This is a genomic window from Brenneria uluponensis (assembly GCF_032395385.1).
Classification (GTDB): Bacteria; Pseudomonadota; Gammaproteobacteria; order Enterobacterales; family Enterobacteriaceae; genus Prodigiosinella; species Prodigiosinella aquatilis.
Window position 1 is genome coordinate 1326780 of record NZ_CP135917.1, and the last position, 19237, is coordinate 1346016.

Here is a 19237-nt window from a genome sequence, read left to right on the forward strand (position 1 = left end):
TCTTCGTGGCTGGCTTTCTGTTTTGAAATGATATGACACTGCGGTTACGGCAGCGTAGGCACCCAACCATCAAGCACTTTCAATTGTGTATATTCAGCCGCTTCCGCATTACTCAGTTGGCGACGCTGATCGCTCTTTTCTGCCCCGGCTCCATAGGATTTATATTCGAAGAAGCGTGAATCCTCCGGATAAAACCAAATGGTATTGCCATTTATGTCTTTACCGGACATTTTATCCCAGCCATAAATATGGTCATCCATGCTGGTGTTAATAAACACGGTTTGCCCGATCGCATTAGGATCAGCGTAGCGACCATCAGAAAACGTAGTCGTGGGGTGCCACGGGCGACCTAGGCCGTAGCTTTGGGTCGGAATGGCATCGCTTTCTTTTATAACCCGGCTATTTGTGAAAATCAGTCCGTATTTCTTGTTAATGTTGGTACTGGGGGCGGTCAGATAACCATAGACATTGCCGCTTTTGACATCCAGACGGTTGCGAGCAACCAGGTCGCAATTATCAAACAAGGCAGTCCCACTGCCAAAAATGAAATCCACCGTACCGCTGATTCGACAATCGGAGAAGAAGCTACGTACACCAGATACGTATAGCGTATCCTGATAGCTTATCAGGCTGACATCTTTGAAATAGGCCCGATCACTATTAGCCGTGACATACAGCGCTACGGCCTGAGTGCTGGTGATTTTCGTGCTATCGCTGTCACTTTTGGCCTGGTTGGCCGGGAAATCAAAATCGTTGCGAATAGTCAGTGATTGCGCGCTGAAATCGTTGGCATTGACTTTCACGGTGCTGCTGCCGGATGTCCCCGATTTAGTCCCATCTGATTTCAGCGTCCCTGCGGCGGTTGTGGCGGCGATAATGGTTCCGTCCCGACTTTGACCTTTTAGATGCAGGTTGGCGCGAGTGATCGTCAGGCGTTCGTGGTAAAGGCCATTTTTAATATAAATCACAAATGAGGTGTTATCTGCCGGGGCGCTGGCAATGGCATCCGCGATGGTCGTAAACGTTTTGCTGTCTCCCGGTGCAGTAGACACTACTGCATTATACGATTGAGCAGCCTCTACAGTGTGCCAGGGGGCTGCAATCAGGAGCGCTAGTGCTAACGTACCATAGGTTGTTTTCAGCATAAAAAATTCCTTATGAGTTAGTGTTTTCAGAATTCAACTGTTCTTCCCCCCGCAGGAAACAACGGGCAGAAACCGCATCATTAACGAACGTTTTGAACAAGCTTTTCTGCCAGTGTGTGCAGTTTCGGCGTATGACGTATGGCATCAGCCACAATGGTGGATACCGCTATCGCACCCTTCTGTTGGAAGTGGGTTGTGTCGGGTTTGCTTAGACTACCGCTTTGATCCTGATAATAGGGGTAGATAACCGGATCAACGGCCAGCCAGTATTGCTGCCACTGCGTACCATCATGCTGATTGGCTAACGCAATGGTTGCTGTTTCTATATCTAATAGCGGGATTTGAGTATCTTTGGCGGTATCTTTGATCGTTTGGCTGTAATCCCCAACGAAGGCATATCCGTCAGCGGCGTTTTGACGAGTAAAATGGCTGTGAACGACTGGCGTACCACTTTTGCCTGCCGCATTTTTTACTCGTGTCGTCGGTGTCAGTAGAACTGGCGTCATGTGATGTTGCTGTGCATAGCGGATATAGCGCTTTAGTGACATCTGGAACGACATATCGGGTTTCCCTGCGGGGTATTGCAGTTTGCCGGCCGCGTTATTGGGATAAGTGCACAAGTTCTCGACATCAGCTATGCCACGAACTGCTTTGCTGCCGTTACAGTTTTGATCGTTATGTCCCATATTGATGAACATGTAATCGCCGCGCCGCATGAACGGTTCCATCTGCCGGAACCAGCCTTCATTATAAAAATCACGAGAGCTACGGCCTGAACGGGCACCATTGACAACCTTAACGTTGCTGGCGGGACGAAATTGTTGTTCAAATACCTGTCCCCATCCCATACGTGGAAAGCGCGCCTTCTCATAAGTGGCCGCAGTGGAGTCACCGACAATAAAGATTCGCACGCTGGCTTTTTTGAGTGCATTGAGCCGCTGGTATGCGAAAGTATAATCCAGTGGTTCATAGCTACCCTGCGCGTTGAGGTCAACAATCGGGCGGAAGGCAATATCGGTTAATACGGTATGTCCGGCTTGTCCGGTATTGTTGTGGTAGTTACGGGCATGATTAATCACTTGCAGAACTCGTTTTACTGCCTGGCGTTGATCTGCTGTGTATTTCAGCGGGTCAAACTGTTCTGGTGCGGTAATACCTGCCTGTTTTAGTGCGTTATCAAATCCGTTATGAAACGCTAAATAGGCACTTTCCCACGCGCTGGTTTTGAGTGCTGGCAAGATGGCATCATCAATAAGTTGCTGTGGCCCGATATACCCCGTAGCGGTAGCGACATCTGAAGCAATGCGATCAGTCAGTGGATTGATATTAATGATATTTTCCTGACCTTCAATGGGAATGGGCACCAGTGCGCTCAGACAGATTGCTCGTGGTTTGTTACTCAGTAAACAATTTTCCCCTCCCGTTTCAATGGCTGACAGTCGTAATGGCGCCAGCATATCAGAAACGTCTGCATGGTAACGCCCGTGGTTATTTGTCCTCACCTGGCGGATTTTTCCTTGCTGATCTTTGATAGTGACGGTAGCCGGATAAATCATGTCGCGATGTGCAACCATTCCACTGAGACGGGTATGCGGCTTTAGCGTTGTCGTAGGGAAAACGGCTTCGGAAGATAACGGGTTCTGCTGACTGGCTGATACTGGAATTGCTGTAGACGAGAGTATGTCTGCCTGAACGTAATGGCTACAGGCCAGGATAAGCAAAAGGAATATTTGTTCACCTGAAACGTATTTCAACATGATTATTGTTTTTCTCTTATGTTGTTCAGGATAAAAACGGCCACTGATGAAAGTGGCCGTCTGTTGTACATGCTTATAATTTACCGTATCCGGCATTATTGTTGATGGTCGTCATCAAACTGGTGGTCATCGTTTTCGCCGTATAGCTGTAAGGGATTGTTGATGAATAGGCAGTGAATCCACAGCTGGACAGATCGACTGAGCTGCCGTTAAAGATAGAACCTTTATCTGAGAAAATGGTGCCATTAAAGTTTTTTACAATCTTGCATTTATCAGTGAGGTTACTGATATTAAATCCATTTTTTTCAGAAAGCAGACTGCCACTGGTACCGATACCGAAGCTATAGAGATAAGGGTAGACGGCGTGTTTTTTGTCCCCTAAATAGACGTTGTTGAATGCATGGATATTCCCGAAGCGAACGCGTGGGGTACGCTCAGTCACACGGTCAAACACGTTGTTAAAGAAGGTAACGTGCAGTTTTCCCTTATCCTGTGAGGAGTTGCTATCGCTGTGGCCAATCAGAATGGTTTTATCGTGTAATTCAAAGCGGCTATTGGATACGGTGATGTAGTCGGCCCCTTTTTTGATATCCAGTGAACCATCGTGCTGCACATAGGTTTCGCCGTTTTTCGTCGTATATTGATCATCTGTAAAGCTGCCATCAGTAATAGTGACATGGTCAACCCATACATGATCGGAGTTATCAATGTTCATGGCATCCCATTCAGCATTCCAGCCATCACCATCTTCATATTTCGGCGCGATATCGATCGGCGTTTGGATGTAGATGTTACGTACGATAACGTTACTGACGCCTTTGATAATTAACGAACCATTGGTGAATTTGCCTTTGCTGCCAATACCGATGATAGTGGTATTGGAGGGGATGCTGAGTTGACTGCGGGATTTCTGATCTGATGAGCTGGTGTAGGCTGTGCCCCCACTGATATCAATTGGGCTGGTAATCTGGATGATTTTGGCCGTACTGCCTTTTGCCAGTGCGGTTTTGAATTCAGAGATATTTTTGGCGGTATAGATATTGGATGAACTGGCTTTGGCACCTCCGGTGGTAGAACCACTCTGAGATGCCCAACCAGCGGAAGGCGCTGTAGTAAGGGCTTCGCTGGTAAGAACGCTGGCTGCGTTTGCGCTTGATACCATTACGGCGGCTGTGATCATGGTAGCCAGCAAATGTTTTGACGTGGTAAGCACGCCACAGGAAAAAGAGGAACATCCTGTAGCTTTCATTTTAGAAACGGAAGTCATACTCGTGTTGTTCATGGTAATTTCCTTATATAGCCACATAATTAAAATTATCTTTTACATAAAATGAAATGATATTTTATTAGTGGAAATAAATTTTTTTGTGATCGAACCCTGTTTTATTGTTTGGCTTATGTTCAGCGTTACTAAACTGTGACTGATACCGGTAACGAGAAGTAACAATGGATGTAATAACATTTTCTTTTTATGAACAATAAAAAAGCCGCATAGCGGCTTATCAAAGGAAGATTCTGATGTGGGTGAAGTTGTTGTTACTTAAAATTACTTTATGTGGCTTAACGCATTCGTGATGGATAAGTGTAACGAGAACATCCATTGCATTAGCCGATGATAAAAGCACGCGGTGGGTGGTTATCTAGCCGGGTGATGCCTCGTTATTGTTACCTCTTTTAACGTATTTTAAATGCGCTTTAATAAACTCGTGCAGCGCGGTAAATGTTCACTGATAAGGTGACCTTATTTCATAAAAGGGGTGACAATATGAAAAAATCACAGGTTGAAAATGAGGAAAACTCGGTTTGAAAGTGAAGCGGGAAAACAGTCGCAAGCCTTGTGCTGTCTGTAGCTAATCGTTTGCGTAAAAACCTCTGTCAAGACCTATCTTCACCAGTCTAAAACGGTTTACACTATAGACCAGTGCCCAAAAGGGTGATTTCGTATAGCAAGTTAGCTGAGTCAGGAGATGCGGATGTTAAAGCGTGAAATGAACATTGCCGATTATGATGCCGAATTGTGGCAAGCAATGCAGCAAGAAGTGGTGCGTCAGGAAGAGCATATTGAACTGATTGCTTCAGAAAACTATACCAGCCCCCGCGTCATGCAGGCTCAAGGGTCTCAGCTGACCAATAAATATGCGGAAGGTTATCCGGGGAAGCGTTATTACGGCGGTTGCGAGTATGTTGATGTAGTAGAACAACTGGCGATTGATCGTGCAAAAGCGTTGTTCGGTGCAGATTATGCTAATGTTCAGCCGCACTCCGGTTCTCAAGCCAACTTCGCTGTTTATACCGCGTTACTACAACCGGGCGATACGATTCTGGGGATGAATCTGGCACATGGCGGTCATCTGACCCATGGTTCGCCGGTCAATCTGTCTGGTAAGTTGTATAACGTGATTCCTTATGGTATCGACGACAATGGCAAAATTGACTACGACGAAATGGCTGAGCTGGCGCGTACTCATCAGCCGAAAATGATCATCGGTGGTTTCTCTGCCTATTCTGGTATTGTTGACTGGGCGAAAATGCGTGAAATCGCTGACAGCATCGGTGCTTATCTGTTTGTTGATATGGCTCATGTGGCTGGTTTGGTGGCAGCTGGCGTTTACCCGAGCCCGGTTCCGCATGCACACATTGTTACCACTACAACGCACAAAACCCTGGCGGGTCCGCGTGGTGGCCTGATTTTGGCTTACGGCGGTAGTGAAGATCTGTATAAAAAGCTGAATTCTGCTGTATTCCCGGGCGGACAAGGTGGCCCGCTGATGCATGTTATCGCTGGTAAAGCGGTAGCACTGAAAGAAGCGATGGAGCCTGAGTTCAAAGTTTATCAGCAGCAGGTGGCCAAGAATGCCAAGGCGATGGTGGAAGTTGTGCTGTCCCGTGGTTATAACGTGGTCTCCGGTGGTACAGATAATCACCTGTTCCTACTGGACCTGGTGAGTAAAAATATCACCGGTAAAGAGGCTGACGCCGCACTAGGTCGCGCTAATATCACCGTGAACAAGAATAGCGTACCTAACGATCCGAAGAGCCCATTTGTGACATCCGGTGTTCGTATCGGTACGCCGGCCGCGACCCGTCGTGGTTTCAAAGAAGCCGAAGTTCGCGAACTGGCTGGCTGGATCTGTGATGTACTGGATAACATCAATGACGAAGCCGTTATTGAACGTACTAAACAGAAAGTTCTGGATATCTGCGCTCGTTTCCCAGTTTACGCATAATATTCTGATACCGGGGGTTTGCCCGGTCGCTATCTGAAAAACGCCAGCTGCGATGCTGGCGTTTTTCGTTCTCTCCTTCGCTTATGTATCACCATTGCACGATAGGGGGCACTCTGCCAGAGTAATCAGCCAAAATGGGAGGAGACATGATTCTGCAATCAACGCGTTGGCTGGCATTAAGTTATTTCACCTACTTTTTTTGTTATGGCATTTTCTTGCCATTCTGGGGAGGCTGGCTGAAAGGCGAAGGATGGTCGGCAGAAACCATTGGCATGCTGTTAGGGGCCGGACTGGTTGCCCGCTTCCTCGGTAGTCTCTTCATTACTCCCAGCGTAAAGGATCCATCACGGTTGGTTAGCGTGTTACGGCGACTCGCATTGCTGACGGGCCTATGTGTCACCGGGTTTTGGCTGGGTAATGACTGGTTGTGGCTGATGTTGGTGATGGTTGGATTTAATCTGTTTTTTGCACCATTAGTACCATTAACGGATGCACTGGCCGCAACCTGGCAAAAACAGATGACGATGGATTATGGTCGGGTTCGTCTTTGGGGTTCGCTTGCGTTTGTCATTGGTTCGGCCGTTACCGGTCAATTGGTCTCCGTATGGGGACATCAAGCCATATTGGTTGTGTTGTGCGCCGGATTGCTGGCAATGCTGTTGGGTATGATGCTACGCCCCAGCATTATGCCGATGGCATCCGTGAAATCGACAATCACGGACACGGTGACGCCCTGGAAAATACTGTTGACCGAACCGCCAGTCTGGCGGTTGCTGATTTGTGTAGCACTGCTGCAAGGGGCTCATGCCGCTTACTATGGATTTAGCGTTATTTACTGGCAAGACGCAGGATATTCAGCTTCGGTTATCGGTTATTTATGGGCATTGGGCGTTGTGGCGGAAATCGTTATTTTTGCTCTGAATAATCAGCTGTTCCGACGTTGGTCATCCCGTCAGCTTCTGTTGCTGTCTGCCATCTGCGGGGTCATTCGCTGGGGGTTGATGGGGGCTACTGTGGCGTTGCCATGGTTGATTGTGATACAAATTTTACATTGTGGTACGTTTACGGTTTGCCATTTGGCGGCAATGCGGTTTATATCTGCTCGTAACGGGGGCGATGTGCTGCGTTTGCAGGCAGTCTATTCAGCGTTGGCGATGGGCGGTGGTATTGCCATCATGACCATGGTTTCTGGTTTTTTGTTTGAACATCTGCACGGCAAAACCTTCTGGGTGATGGCGTTGCTGGCGATTCCACCACTCTTTCTGCGTCCTTCGGTTAGCCAACAAGAGGCATAACGTGGAGGGGAAAATTGATATTGGGCCGTTGTCAGGATAAAGATGTCCTATTGTAATGTGTTTAATTTTACATCTCGCGGGATGACATATGCGCTTATGGCCGTGTTGATGCTGTTGTCCCGGCAGGCTTTGGCACATCCGCACAGCTTTATTGATATGCAAACCACGGTAGAAGGCCAGGATGGGTACATCACAGGATTGCGCATGAACTGGACGATGGATGCCATTACTTCGGCTGATCTGTTGTACGATGCGGGAAATGCCACCAAGGATTCAGTCGTCTGGAAAAAGTTGGCAGCCCAAGTGATGGCGAATGTACTGGGGCAACACTATTTCACCGACGTGTATCGCAATGGTAAACGAGTGAAATATGTTGCGGTGCCGACGGAATACCGTCTTTCCCGCAAAGGCAATCAGGCGGTGCTGGAGTTTGTGTTACCGCTTGCCCATCCGCAGCCGCTAGCCGGTAAACCGTTGCAAATATCAACCTACGATCCTACTTACTTCGTTGATATGTCATATAAAGATGGAAAAGCTATTACTGTGTCGCCATTACTGGCATCACATTGTAAAACCACGTTGTGGACACCCAAACCCAATCTCTCGCTACAAGCCTATGCACTGTCACTGGATAAACGTAGTAAACCGGTGGCTGATGTTTCGCTCGGCAAACAGTTTGCCCAACAGGTAACGCTGCAATGTCAATGAACATGACCGGAACAATTCGTCCAATCTCCCGTTTTAGATGGCTTCTCAATTTATGGCCGCTGGTGCTGTTTTTGTTATTGTTAACGGTAGGATTACGCGAAGCTTTTGTTTATTGGCCCGAGGTCTTGATGAGAAGCGTTGTGTGGCAAAAATCACTGCATCAGCAGATGTCCCAACTGATGGAGCTGGTGAAGGCACAACCACACCGTGCGGGACTGAGCCTGATGGTATTCAGCTTGGTGTATGGTGTGCTGCATGCCGTAGGGCCAGGTCATGGCAAAGTTGTGATTGCAACCTATCTGGCAACGCATCCGTCTAAACTGAAAAACAGCCTGCAACTGACTTTTGCTGCCGCGATGCTGCAAGGCATGGTTGCAATTGTATTAGTGACGCTGGTGCTCACGGTGTTACAGCTTTCCAGTCATGCGTTACATATCAGTACATTCTGGATGGAAAAAGGCAGTTTTATTCTGGTGATCGGATTAGGGTGCGTGCTTTGCCTGCGTGCGGGCAAAAGTCTCATCGGCGTTTTGGTTTCCGCTTATCGGAATCGGCCGGTCTTTCGTATCCAACGCGTGACGTCAATCATGACGGAGCGTACTCCCAAGAATATTCTCCGCCAGCCAGTATCCCCGGTGCATCATCATGATGCACATTGTGGTTGTGGACATCGTCATATGCCTACCCCCGAAGAGCTGGAACGTGATAGCGGTTTGCGTACCCGTTTACTGGTTATTCTGTCCATGGGACTACGTCCCTGTTCCGGGGCAATTATGGTGTTGCTGTTTGCCAAAGTGATCGGGGTGTTCGGCTGGGGGGTTGCCTCTGCGCTGACGATGGCGTTGGGCACCGCATTAACCGTCTCTGTGTTGGCGGTATTGGTATTTTATTGCCGACGGTGGGTTGAAAAGTTGAGTCGTCATAACACACCAGTCATTTGGCAACATATTGTCTGGTATACGCTGTCTCTGGCTGGCGGTGTAGTATTGGTTGGCTCTGGGGTGTTGCTTTATCTTATTACCCAGCCAGCGTTGATGGGCGGGATCCGTCCATTTGCTGGTTAGTTCTCCCCGCCAACAAAAGGTGAAACTGACGGGGTTAACACGGTTTTTAAATCGTGGGGGCTGAAACCAGACCGTCAATCATAACCTGTGGAATGCCTTGTGAGCAGCGTTCAATTCTTCCCCGCACACCATACACTGTGGCCAGACTCTCAGTATTAATGACCTCGTAAGGTTCCCCACTGGCCACCAGTTTACCGTTTTTCAGCATCAGAGCATGGTCGCCATGACGCAATGCGATATTAATGTCATGCACCACGACCACGGTAATGATGTTGCGTCTACGGGTTTCACGACGCACCAGATCCATCACGTGAAATTGATAGTTAAGGTCCAACGCGCTGAGTGGCTCATCCAATAATAGCAGCGACGGCTGGCGGACCAGTGATTGCGCCAGGCCCACCAGTTGTTTCTGCCCACCGGATAGCTGGTCGAGATAACTCAGTGCCAGATGTTCAATACCGAGCTGTTTAAGTAAGGTCATGACTTCATCGTGATTTGAGGGATGATGCAGACCACCGGAAGCTCGCTGTGCAACAATAATCGATTCCAGCACATGCAGGTGAACCCCCGCAGGCAGCGATTGTGGTAGATAGACGACCTTTTCCGCACGTTGGGAAAAAGGCAATTGCATCAGGTCAACATCGTCCAGCCGTAGTTCACCGCTAGCCGGGTTAAGTCCCGCCATTGAGCGCAGTAATGTCGATTTACCACTGCCGTTCGGTCCCAGTAATACAGTGATTTTTCCTCGCGGTAGTAACGGAACTGACAGATCGGTGATAACCGGACGTTTCGGATAACCTGCATGGAAATGTGAAATGGCTAACCCAGTATGTGGCTGACTCATACATTCCCCCGGTGGCGCAGGATAATACTCAGAAAGAAGGGAACCCCTACCAGTGATGTGACGATACCGACGGGGATGATGGCCCCGGGGAACAGATTCTTGGACGCAATAGAAGCAAGGGAGAGCACTAACGCACCGATCAGTGCACTGGCTGGCAAATAAAAACGGTGATCTTCACCGAAAACCATGCGGGCGATATGGGGAGCAACCAACCCAATAAAGCCAATAGGGCCAACAAATGCGACTGACAGTGCTGACAGAAAACTGATACGCAACAGCGCGGAAAGGCGCAGACGTCGGACGTTAATACCAAAACTGATCGCCCGGTCTTCTCCCAGTCGTAATGCGGTCAGTTTCCATGAACTCATCATGGAAAGCGGCATGATAATGGCCAATGCCAGTAGCAAAATACCCAGTTTTTGCCAGGATGATCGGGCCAGACTGCCCATAGTCCAGAACACCAGACCTTGCAGGGTATCTTCGTTGGCGACGAATTGCAGCATGGAAACCAGTGCATTAAAGGTAAACACCAGGGCGATACCGAATAATATTACGCCGGATGTGGCTACCTGTGTCCAGCGAGTAACACCGTCAAGCAGTAGGGCAGCCAACAAGGCAAACAGAAACGCATTCGCGGAGATAAACCATTGCGCCGGAATACCGGGAATACCAATACCTAGCACAATTGCCAGTGCCGCACCAAATGCTGCGGCAGAAGAGACGCCGAGAGTAAATGGACTGGCCAGCGGGTTGTTCAGAATAGTTTGCATTTCCGCACCAGCCAATCCCAGCGCCAAACCAACGGTAACGGCCATTAGTGCATATGGCAGACGGATATCCCAGACAATCACCCGAGTGCTGGCATCAGCGTTAGCCGGATGAGTCAGCGTTTGCCACAGTACGTCAAGCGAGAGCCCTGATGGCCCCATTACAAAATCCAGCAATAGTGATCCGATAATCGCTGCCAGTAGAATCGTCAGCAATATCAGTCGGTGACGGATAATGTGTCGATAGCTATTTATCACGCTGTTGCCAGTATGAATACCGCTGATATTGGGTTCGATAGTTACACTCATGACAAGTTACTCAGCCAGTTTCCATGTAAAGATAAAGTTGCTGTCAGGCAAGTGGGTAAAATGACGCACGATATAGTGGTAGGTATCATCTGGATTCAGTGAAGAAAATTGTTTGGGATAAACATCTTTTGCCAGATATTCCATACCGACAATATTGTATGGATTGTTATAAAACTGATGATAAATACCATAAACGTGTTTGGCCTGAACGGCCGGGATTTGACGAATACCGGTACGGTTTAACAGCATATCGGCCTGAGTTGTAATACTTGCTTGGGTCGCGCCATAACCAAATGGCAGTATTCTGCTGGTACCGTTACCGCGTTTGGAGCCAGTCATGATGTAAGTGTCGGGTTTTTCACTGATCACTTTTTCCAATGAAACGAAGCCGGCTGCACCCGGGAGTATATCGGAACCAATATTGTCGGCACCGATAGCTTCAAGCAATCCGCCCCAGCCATTATGTGCATGGGTAAAACAGCAGGCATCACTGTTACCGGCAATCGGTTCGATAAACACTTTTGGTTTAGGATGAATTGTTGCCGTTTCCCGTTGAATATCAGACAACTGTTGACGGTAGTAGTCGGTATAGGCTTTGGCGTTGGCTTCTTTGTTCAGCACTTTACCTAACAGGTCAATGCTGGGCGCCGTGTTTTGGGCTGGGTTAATTTCGTAGTCAACAAAAACAATTGGGATATGCAGTGAGTGGAGTTTGTTGAGTACGCCATTTTCCATCAGTGCCGGTTTGGCCCGCAGTTGAGCAATCATCAAATCTGGCCGTTTGGACAGAATACTTTCCAGCTCAACGTTACCTTTATCACTAAATCCCATATCCAGGATGGCACTGGATTGCGGCCATTTTCCTTTCAACAATTCCCAGGTGGCTGTGTCCTGTTTTTTTGGCAGGTTATTCCAGGCAACTACGCGGGTAAAGGGGTTATTCCTGTCCAGCAGAGCCAGCGCCATGATATCGCGGCCATCCTGAAGCACAATGCGTTTGGGTTCTTGTTTGATAGTGACTTTTTGTCCGGCAATGTCGGAAATAGTGAGGGGGTATTGTGTGGCGTAACTGGCAAAAGAAGCGGTGAGTGCAGCGACCAACAAGGCATGGCGCAATGATTTTTTTAGCATGGTTATTTCCAACGTCCTACTCTCATAAATGGAATGATTATAATAATTATTATCATATAAAAACAGGCATTCATTCAATAGCGATGAGATGTAAGGAGAAATAACGGGGATACATCATGCCAGCCGTGGCTGGCATGAGAGAGAGGAGATTAGCGCTTTAATGCGTCACTGAGGCTATCACGAATGGTCGACAGTAGTGATTTAACCACTCGTGGATTGCCGGCGACAAGATTGCCGGAAGAGAGATAGTTATGGCCGCCAACAAAATCGGTCACGACACCGCCAGCTTCACGCACCAGCAGTTCACCGCCGGAGAAGTCCCAGGGTTTTAATCCAATTTCAAAGAAACCATCAACACGACCAGCCGCGACATAAGCCAGATCTAGCGCGGCAGAGCCGGTACGGCGGAAATCAGCACATTGACTGAACAGCGTTTCAAGAATACGAAAATAGCTGGCGCTATGCTGTTTGAGTTTAAATGGGAAACCGGTCGCCAGAATAGTGCCGTCCAGATCCCTGGCATTGCTGCTGCGTAAACGGTAGCCGTTCAATTGCGCACCCTGACCACGAGCAGCAGTAAAAAGTTCGTTGCGCATAGGATCATAAACCACAGCGACTTCAGTGCGGCCTTTAATGCGGACAGCGATGGAAACCGCAAAATGCGGCAGACGTTTGATGAAATTGGTGGTGCCATCCAGGGGATCGATAACCCATTGTACATCCTGATCCTCACCGGCCAGTTCCCCACACTCTTCACTAATGATGGTGTGCTGGGGATAGGATTTCTGGATGACGTCGATGATCAGTTTCTCTGCATCGCGATCAACGTTGGTGACAAAATCATTATTGCCTTTCTGACTGGCCTCGATGGCATCGGGTGTTTCGTAATTCTTAGCTATCAGGTTACCGCCTTTACGCGCAGCGCGCACGGCGATGTTAAGCATCGGATGCATGGTATCGTCCACAAGAATGTTAAAGAACAGGAAGCGGCGCGCAGTATAGCAGAGGAAAGGAAGAATATCTAAGTTTGTGTTAATCTAATCCGATTTTCCGTTTTGCACTACTATAGAGTCCGTATGCTACAAAATATTCGTGTTGTTTTGGTTGAAACCTCTCACACTGGCAATATGGGGTCGGCCGCCAGGGCAATGAAAACAATGGGGTTAAGTAACCTCTATCTTGTTAATCCGCTAGTGAAACCAGATTCACAGGCTATAGCACTTTCAGCGGGTGCCAGCGATGTGATTGGTAAGGCGACCCTTGTCGATACACTGGATCAGGCTATAGAAGGCTGTAGTCTGGTGGTGGGAACCAGTGCCCGTTCCCGAACATTGCCCTGGCCAATGCTGGAACCCCGTGAGTGTGGTGTTCGCAGCGTCGCTGAAGCGAAACATGCACCAGTTGCTATTGTCTTTGGTCGGGAGCGCGTTGGTTTAACCAATGACGAGCTGCAAAAATGCCATTACCATGTCGCTATCCCTGCGAACCCTGAATACAGCTCACTGAATCTGGCGATGGCGGTTCAGATTCTGGCGTATGAAATCCGCGTGGCTTATCTGGATAGTCTTCTGGTTGAAGAACCGGTTCATGAAGATAGCCCATATCCGCTAGCGGATGATCTGGAGCGTTTTTATCAGCATCTGGAACAGACGTTGCGTCAAACCGGATTTATCCGGCAGGCGCACCAGGGACAGGTGATGAATAAATTACGCCGTCTGTTTACCCGAGCCAGGCCGGAAAGTCAGGAACTGAATATTCTGCGTGGGATCTTGAGTTCGATTAACAAAACGCGTCCTGAAGAGTAGTTGAGTGGTTTACCCGGACAAATAGTTGACTAAAACACTCGGGAATGTCAAACTCGCGTTATGTTTTGACCATACATGTTTCTATAATACATGTTCATCTACGGGTACCACAAACATGAGACTGACATCCAAAGGCCGTTATGCCGTTACCGCCATGCTCGATGTGACGCTGCACTCAAAAGACGGCCCGGTTCCACTAGCTGATATTTCTGAGCGTCAGGGAATCTCGCTTTCTTACCTGGAGCAGCTGTTTTCCCGTCTGCGTAAGCATGGTCTGGTGGCCAGTGTCCGTGGACCGGGTGGTGGTTATCTGTTGGGTAAAAGCGCCAGCGACATTGCGGTGGGGTCGGTGATTTCTGCCGTGGATGAATCGGTGGATGCCACTCGCTGCCAAGGACGTGAAGGTTGTCAGGGGGGAGATCGCTGTCTGACGCATACCTTGTGGCGTGACTTGAGTGATCGCATTACCGATTTCCTTAACAGCATTACGTTGGATGAGCTGGTCAATAACCAAGATATTCTGGACGTTGCGGATCGTCAGGATGCAGATACGCGTCGTACCTCCAACGGACGCGTACAAGACACCATTAACGTTAATTTGCGCGCCTGAAATAAAACAAGATGCTTTGCACGTTTTGAAGTGATGTACGGAGTTTAAGAGCAATGAAGTTACCTATTTATCTGGACTACTCAGCGACAACGCCAGCCGATCCGCGTGTAGCTGAAAAAATGATGCAGTTTTTGACCCTGGACGGAACTTTTGGCAACCCGGCTTCCCGTTCCCACCGTTTCGGTTGGCAGGCAGAAGAGGCGGTCGATATTGCCCGTAACCAGATTGCCGAGCTGGTTGGCGCGGATCCGCGTGAAATCGTATTTACTTCCGGTGCGACAGAATCCGATAATCTGGCTATCAAAGGTGCTGCCAATTTCTACCAGAAAAAAGGCAAGCATATCATTACTAGCAAAACTGAACATAAAGCGGTGCTGGATACCTGCCGCCAGTTAGAGCGCGAAGGTTTTGATGTGACTTATCTGGCCCCTCAGCGTAACGGAATTATTGACCTGAACGTGCTTGAAGCGGCCATGCGTGATGACACCATTCTGGTTTCCATTATGCATGTTAATAACGAAATCGGCGTGGTACAGGATATTGCGACTATCGGTGAAATGTGCCGTAGCCGTGGTATCGTTTTCCATGTGGATGCTACTCAAAGTGTCGGCAAACTGCCTATCGATCTGAGTCAGTTGAAAGTTGATCTGATGTCTTTTTCCGGTCACAAAATTTATGGCCCGAAAGGGATCGGCGCACTGTATGTTCGTCGTAAACCGCGTATTCGCATTGAAGCGCAGATGCATGGTGGCGGCCACGAGCGCGGCATGCGTTCCGGCACGTTGCCAGTACATCAGATCGTTGGTATGGGTGAAGCTTACCGTATTGCCAAAGAAGAAATGTCGACGGAATCTGCTCGTCTGCGAGCGCTACGCGATCGCCTATGGAATGGCATCAAAGATATGGAAGAAGTTTATCTGAATGGCTCCCTGGAGCAGGGAACACCGAATATCTTGAATGTCAGCTTTAACTATGTGGAAGGTGAGTCCTTGATTATGGCGCTCAAGGATCTGGCGGTTTCTTCCGGTTCCGCCTGTACCTCAGCCAGCCTGGAACCGTCTTATGTATTACGTGCGCTGGGGTTGAGTGATGAACTGGCGCATAGTTCGATCCGCTTCTCGCTGGGTCGTTTCACTACTGAAGAAGAAATCGACTACACCATTAAGCTGGTTCGTAAATCTATTGGTCGTCTGCGCGATCTTTCTCCATTGTGGGAAATGTTCAAGCAGGGTGTAGATATTAGCAGCATCGAATGGGCCGCACATTAATTCGCAGGAATCAGGACTAAATTATGGCTTACAGCGAAAAAGTAATCGATCACTACGAAAACCCGCGCAATGTCGGATCTTTTGACAACGCCGATCCGAACATCGGCAGTGGCATGGTCGGAGCACCAGCTTGTGGTGATGTGATGAAGTTGCAGATTAAAGTCAACAATGACGGTATCATTGAAGACGCCCGCTTTAAAACCTATGGTTGTGGCTCGGCTATTGCTTCCAGTTCGTTAGTAACCGAATGGGTCAAAGGCAAAAGTCTTAGTGAAGCAGAAGCGATTAAAAATACCCAGATCGCTGAAGAACTGGAATTACCACCAGTAAAAATTCACTGCTCTATCCTGGCTGAAGATGCTATTAAAGCGGCTATTGCAGACTATAAAAGCAAACATGACGCTAACTAATTGTAATATAAGTTAAAATTTAGAGGTTGTTGTATGTCGATTACCCTGAGCGACAGTGCTGCGCAGCGTGTTAATGCCTTTATGGTAAACCGGGGCAAGGGTCTGGGCCTGCGTCTGGGTGTGAGAACATCCGGCTGTTCTGGTATGGCGTATGTACTGGAATTTGTTGATGAACTGGACGCTGACGATGTGGTGTTCGAAGACAAAGGCGTTAAGGTCATTATCGATGGCAAAAGTCTGGTCTATCTTGATGGTACCGAACTGGATTTCGTCAAGGAAGGGCTGAACGAAGGCTTTAAATTCAATAATCCCAACGTTTCAAGCGAGTGCGGTTGCGGAGAAAGCTTTAACGTTTAACCGTCATGCGGGTTATTGGTCGATCTCTGGTGGCTTCTCTGCTCTGTGGAGTAGCCACCCAAGCGTTAGTATCTCCAACTCTCAGAGTACGCTATGGATTACTTTACTTTATTCGGGCTGCCGATTCGCTATAACGTGGATGGCAGCCTGCTTGTTTCCCGGTATCAGGAACTGCAGCGTCAGTTCCATCCTGACCGTTTTGCCGCCAGTCCCGAACGGGAACGCATGATGTCGTTACAACAGGCGGCAACGATCAATGATGCCTACCAGACGCTGAAACATCCGCTGAAACGTGCAGAGTATATGTTATCTTTGCACGGTTTCGATTTAATGAATGAACAGCATACGCTCCAGGATACCGAGTTTTTGATGGAACAACTGGAATTACGCGAAGAACTGGATGCTATCGAGCATCAATCAGATATAGACATCGCGTTGTCGGCGTTCTCCGATCGCCTGAATGGTATGATCCATCAACGTAGCGAACAGATGCAACGCGAACTGGATGACGAGTCCTGGGCCGTGGCAGCGGACACCGTACGTAAACTACGGTTCTTTGACAAGCTTCAGCAGACGGTTGAACAACTCGAAGAACATTTGCTGGAGCGATAAGTGTTAATCCCGGTGGGCAATCAATAGGCGACATAAGTTTATCGATCTTCCCACCAGCCAATTGATGGAAGCTCAATATGGCCTTATTACAAATTAGTGAGCCAGGACTCAGTACGGCGCCACATCAGCGTCGTTTGGCTGTTGGTATCGATTTAGGCACTACACATTCTCTGGTTGCGACAGTACGCAGCGGTGAGGCACAAACGTTACCTGATCCTGAAGGTCGGGAACTGCTGCCCTCGGTTGTGTATTACCATACACAAGGACATCAGGTCGGCTGGGATGCTCGTAATCAGGCGGGCAATGATCCGGTTAACACCATCAGTTCGGTCAAACGATTGATGGGGCGTTCACTGGCGGATATTCAGCAACGTTATCCTCATCTTCCTTATCGTTTTATCGCCAGTGATAACGGGTTGCCCGTGATTCAGACGGCGTCGGGCAACCGAAATCCTGTTCAGATATCGGCAGATATTTTATCCGCGCTGGCGCAGCGGGCGGAAGTCGCGCTGGATGGCACGCCAGATGGCGTGGTGATCACCGTGCCGGCTTATTTTGATGACGCGCAGCGTCAGGGCACCAAAGATGCGGCTCGTCTGGCAGGATTGCATGTGCTGCGTCTGCTTAATGAACCTACTGCTGCTGCCATTGCGTATGGTCTGGACTCAGGACAGGAAGGTGTTATCGCGGTTTATGACCTTGGCGGTGGCACGTTTGATATCTCTATTCTGCGCTTAAGCCGCGGTGTGTTCGAAGTCCTGGCGACTGGTGGTGATTCTGCACTAGGCGGTGATGATTTTGACCATTTGCTGGTGGAGTGGCTGCGGGAACAGGCTGGTATAACCAACCGTGACGATCACCATCTGCAGCAATCGCTGATCAATGCGGCGATTAACGCCAAAATTGCGCTTAGCGAGAAGGACGCTGTTCCGGTATCTATTGCTGGCTGGCAGGGTGAAATTACGCGCAAACAGTTTAATCTGCTGATTGCGCCGTGGGTTAAGCGCACGCTGTTGTCTTGCCGCCGTACGCTGAGAGACGCGGGGATCAGCCTTGATGAGGTGCAGGAAGTGGTGATGGTCGGGGGATCGACCCGTGTACCACTGGTACGTGAACAAGTGGGTGAGTTCTTTGGTCGAACACCGCTTACCTCTATCGATCCGGATAAAGTCGTGGCCATCGGCGCAGCTATTCAGGCTGATATCCTGGTGGGTAACAAGCCTGACAGCGAAATGCTGCTGCTGGATGTCATCCCATTATCCCTCGGTCTGGAAACGATGGGGGGGCTGGTGGAAAAAATTATTCCGCGTAACACCACGATCCCCGTTGCTCGTGCTCAGGAATTTACCACGTTTAAGGATGGTCAGAACGCCATGATGATTCACGTTCTGCAAGGTGAACGTGAGTTAGTGCAGGATTGCCGGTCGCTGGGGCGCTTTACGCTGCGGGGGATCCCATCATTGCCCGCGGGGGGCGCCCATATTCGTGTTACATTTCAGGTTGATGCCGACGGGTTGTTGAGTGTAACGGCGATGGAAAAATCAACAGGTGTGGAAGCCTCTATTCAAGTGAAACCATCTTATGGATTGAGTGATGATGAAATCGCCGACATGATTAAAGACTCCATGATGAACGCACAAGACGATATTAGTGCTCGTATGCTGGCAGAGCAAAAAGTAGAGGCAACACGTGTATTGGAAAGCCTGAACAGTGCGTTGGCATCAGATGCCGATTTGCTCACTGAAGATGAAAAAACAGCAATTGATGCCGCAACCCAGCACCTGCAACAGGTTGTAGAGGGAATAGATGCGGCAGCAATTGAGACCGCCATTAAAATATTAGATCAACAAACCCAGGAATTTGCCGCCCGCAGGATGGATATTTCCATTCGTCGTGCGCTGGCCGGGCATTCCGTGGATGAGGTATAA

18 protein-coding genes are annotated in these 19237 nt (G+C 48.8%); 11 read left to right on the top strand and 7 right to left on the bottom strand.

Features of this window, described 5'->3' with window-relative positions:
* Positions 1-44: 44 nt before the first annotated feature.
* The 3 genes from pemA to RS889_RS06095 form a co-directional block, all read right to left on the bottom strand.
* Complete coding sequence (pemA, locus tag RS889_RS06085) at positions 45-1145, bottom strand: pectinesterase PemA (protein ID WP_315709796.1); 1101 nt, start codon at positions 1143-1145, stop codon at positions 45-47.
* Positions 1146-1225: 80 nt separating this feature from the next.
* Positions 1226-2902 (bottom strand): GDSL-type esterase/lipase family protein, encoded by a 1677-nt coding sequence (locus RS889_RS06090; RefSeq protein ID WP_315709797.1) that lies wholly within the window; start codon positions 2900-2902, stop codon positions 1226-1228.
* Positions 2903-2975: 73 nt separating this feature from the next.
* A complete protein-coding gene (locus RS889_RS06095) occupies positions 2976-4184 on the bottom strand; it encodes a polysaccharide lyase (RefSeq protein WP_021016921.1) in 1209 nt (402 codons plus the stop codon).
* 691 nt (positions 4185-4875) lie between these two features.
* Here RS889_RS06095 and glyA point away from each other — a divergent pair.
* The 4 genes from glyA to RS889_RS06115 all read left to right on the top strand — a co-directional run bounded on the left by glyA (position 4876) and on the right by RS889_RS06115 (position 9196).
* Positions 4876-6129: a serine hydroxymethyltransferase gene (glyA, locus tag RS889_RS06100; protein ID WP_021016920.1), complete on the top strand. Its 1254-nt coding sequence runs from the start codon at positions 4876-4878 to the stop codon at positions 6127-6129.
* 146 nt (positions 6130-6275) lie between these two features.
* A complete protein-coding gene (locus tag RS889_RS06105; protein WP_315709799.1) occupies positions 6276-7424 on the top strand; it encodes a 3-phenylpropionate MFS transporter in 1149 nt (382 codons plus the stop codon).
* Positions 7425-7466: 42 nt separating this feature from the next.
* Entirely contained in the window at positions 7467-8132 is a 666-nt protein-coding gene (locus tag RS889_RS06110) for a DUF1007 family protein (RefSeq protein ID WP_021016918.1), read from the top strand.
* Between the two features lie 2 nt (positions 8133-8134).
* Positions 8135-9196: a nickel/cobalt transporter gene (locus tag RS889_RS06115; RefSeq protein ID WP_425475139.1), complete on the top strand. Its 1062-nt coding sequence runs from the start codon at positions 8135-8137 to the stop codon at positions 9194-9196.
* Positions 9197-9242: 46 nt separating this feature from the next.
* Here the strand turns inward: RS889_RS06115 and RS889_RS06120 are convergent, their stop codons facing one another.
* From RS889_RS06120 to suhB, 4 genes are all read right to left on the bottom strand, one after another.
* The gene (locus RS889_RS06120; RefSeq protein WP_315709801.1) at positions 9243-10040 is read right to left on the bottom strand and encodes an ABC transporter ATP-binding protein; all 798 of its coding nucleotides are present in this window, start codon (positions 10038-10040) and stop codon (positions 9243-9245) included.
* Positions 10037-11116 (bottom strand): FecCD family ABC transporter permease, encoded by a 1080-nt coding sequence (locus RS889_RS06125; protein ID WP_315709802.1) that lies wholly within the window; start codon positions 11114-11116, stop codon positions 10037-10039. Before RS889_RS06125 ends, RS889_RS06120 begins: the two co-directional genes overlap by 4 nt.
* 6 nt (positions 11117-11122) lie before the next feature.
* Entirely contained in the window at positions 11123-12247 is a 1125-nt protein-coding gene (locus tag RS889_RS06130) for an ABC transporter substrate-binding protein (RefSeq protein ID WP_315709804.1), read from the bottom strand.
* 149 nt (positions 12248-12396) lie between these two features.
* Positions 12397-13200, bottom strand: a complete 804-nt coding sequence (gene suhB, locus RS889_RS06135; protein ID WP_290180116.1) for an inositol-1-monophosphatase — start codon at positions 13198-13200, stop codon at positions 12397-12399.
* A gap of 123 nt (positions 13201-13323) precedes the next feature.
* Between suhB and trmJ the strand changes: the two genes are divergently transcribed.
* The 7 genes from trmJ (at position 13324) to hscA (ending at position 19237) form a co-directional block, all read left to right on the top strand.
* A complete protein-coding gene (gene trmJ, locus RS889_RS06140; protein ID WP_315709805.1) occupies positions 13324-14052 on the top strand; it encodes a tRNA (cytosine(32)/uridine(32)-2'-O)-methyltransferase TrmJ in 729 nt (242 codons plus the stop codon).
* Between the two features lie 115 nt (positions 14053-14167).
* Complete coding sequence (gene iscR / locus RS889_RS06145; protein ID WP_021016911.1) at positions 14168-14662, top strand: Fe-S cluster assembly transcriptional regulator IscR; 495 nt, start codon at positions 14168-14170, stop codon at positions 14660-14662.
* Between the two features lie 53 nt (positions 14663-14715).
* Positions 14716-15930, top strand: a complete 1215-nt coding sequence (locus RS889_RS06150; protein WP_315709806.1) for an IscS subfamily cysteine desulfurase — start codon at positions 14716-14718, stop codon at positions 15928-15930.
* A gap of 23 nt (positions 15931-15953) precedes the next feature.
* Positions 15954-16340 (top strand): Fe-S cluster assembly scaffold IscU, encoded by a 387-nt coding sequence (gene iscU, locus RS889_RS06155; RefSeq protein WP_021016909.1) that lies wholly within the window; start codon positions 15954-15956, stop codon positions 16338-16340.
* Between the two features lie 33 nt (positions 16341-16373).
* Positions 16374-16697 (top strand): iron-sulfur cluster assembly protein IscA, encoded by a 324-nt coding sequence (gene iscA, locus RS889_RS06160; protein WP_021016908.1) that lies wholly within the window; start codon positions 16374-16376, stop codon positions 16695-16697.
* A 93-nt stretch (positions 16698-16790) separates the two neighbouring features.
* Entirely contained in the window at positions 16791-17309 is a 519-nt protein-coding gene (gene hscB, locus RS889_RS06165; RefSeq protein WP_021016907.1) for a co-chaperone HscB, read from the top strand.
* 77 nt (positions 17310-17386) lie between these two features.
* Positions 17387-19237: a Fe-S protein assembly chaperone HscA gene (gene hscA, locus RS889_RS06170; RefSeq protein ID WP_315709807.1), complete on the top strand. Its 1851-nt coding sequence runs from the start codon at positions 17387-17389 to the stop codon at positions 19235-19237.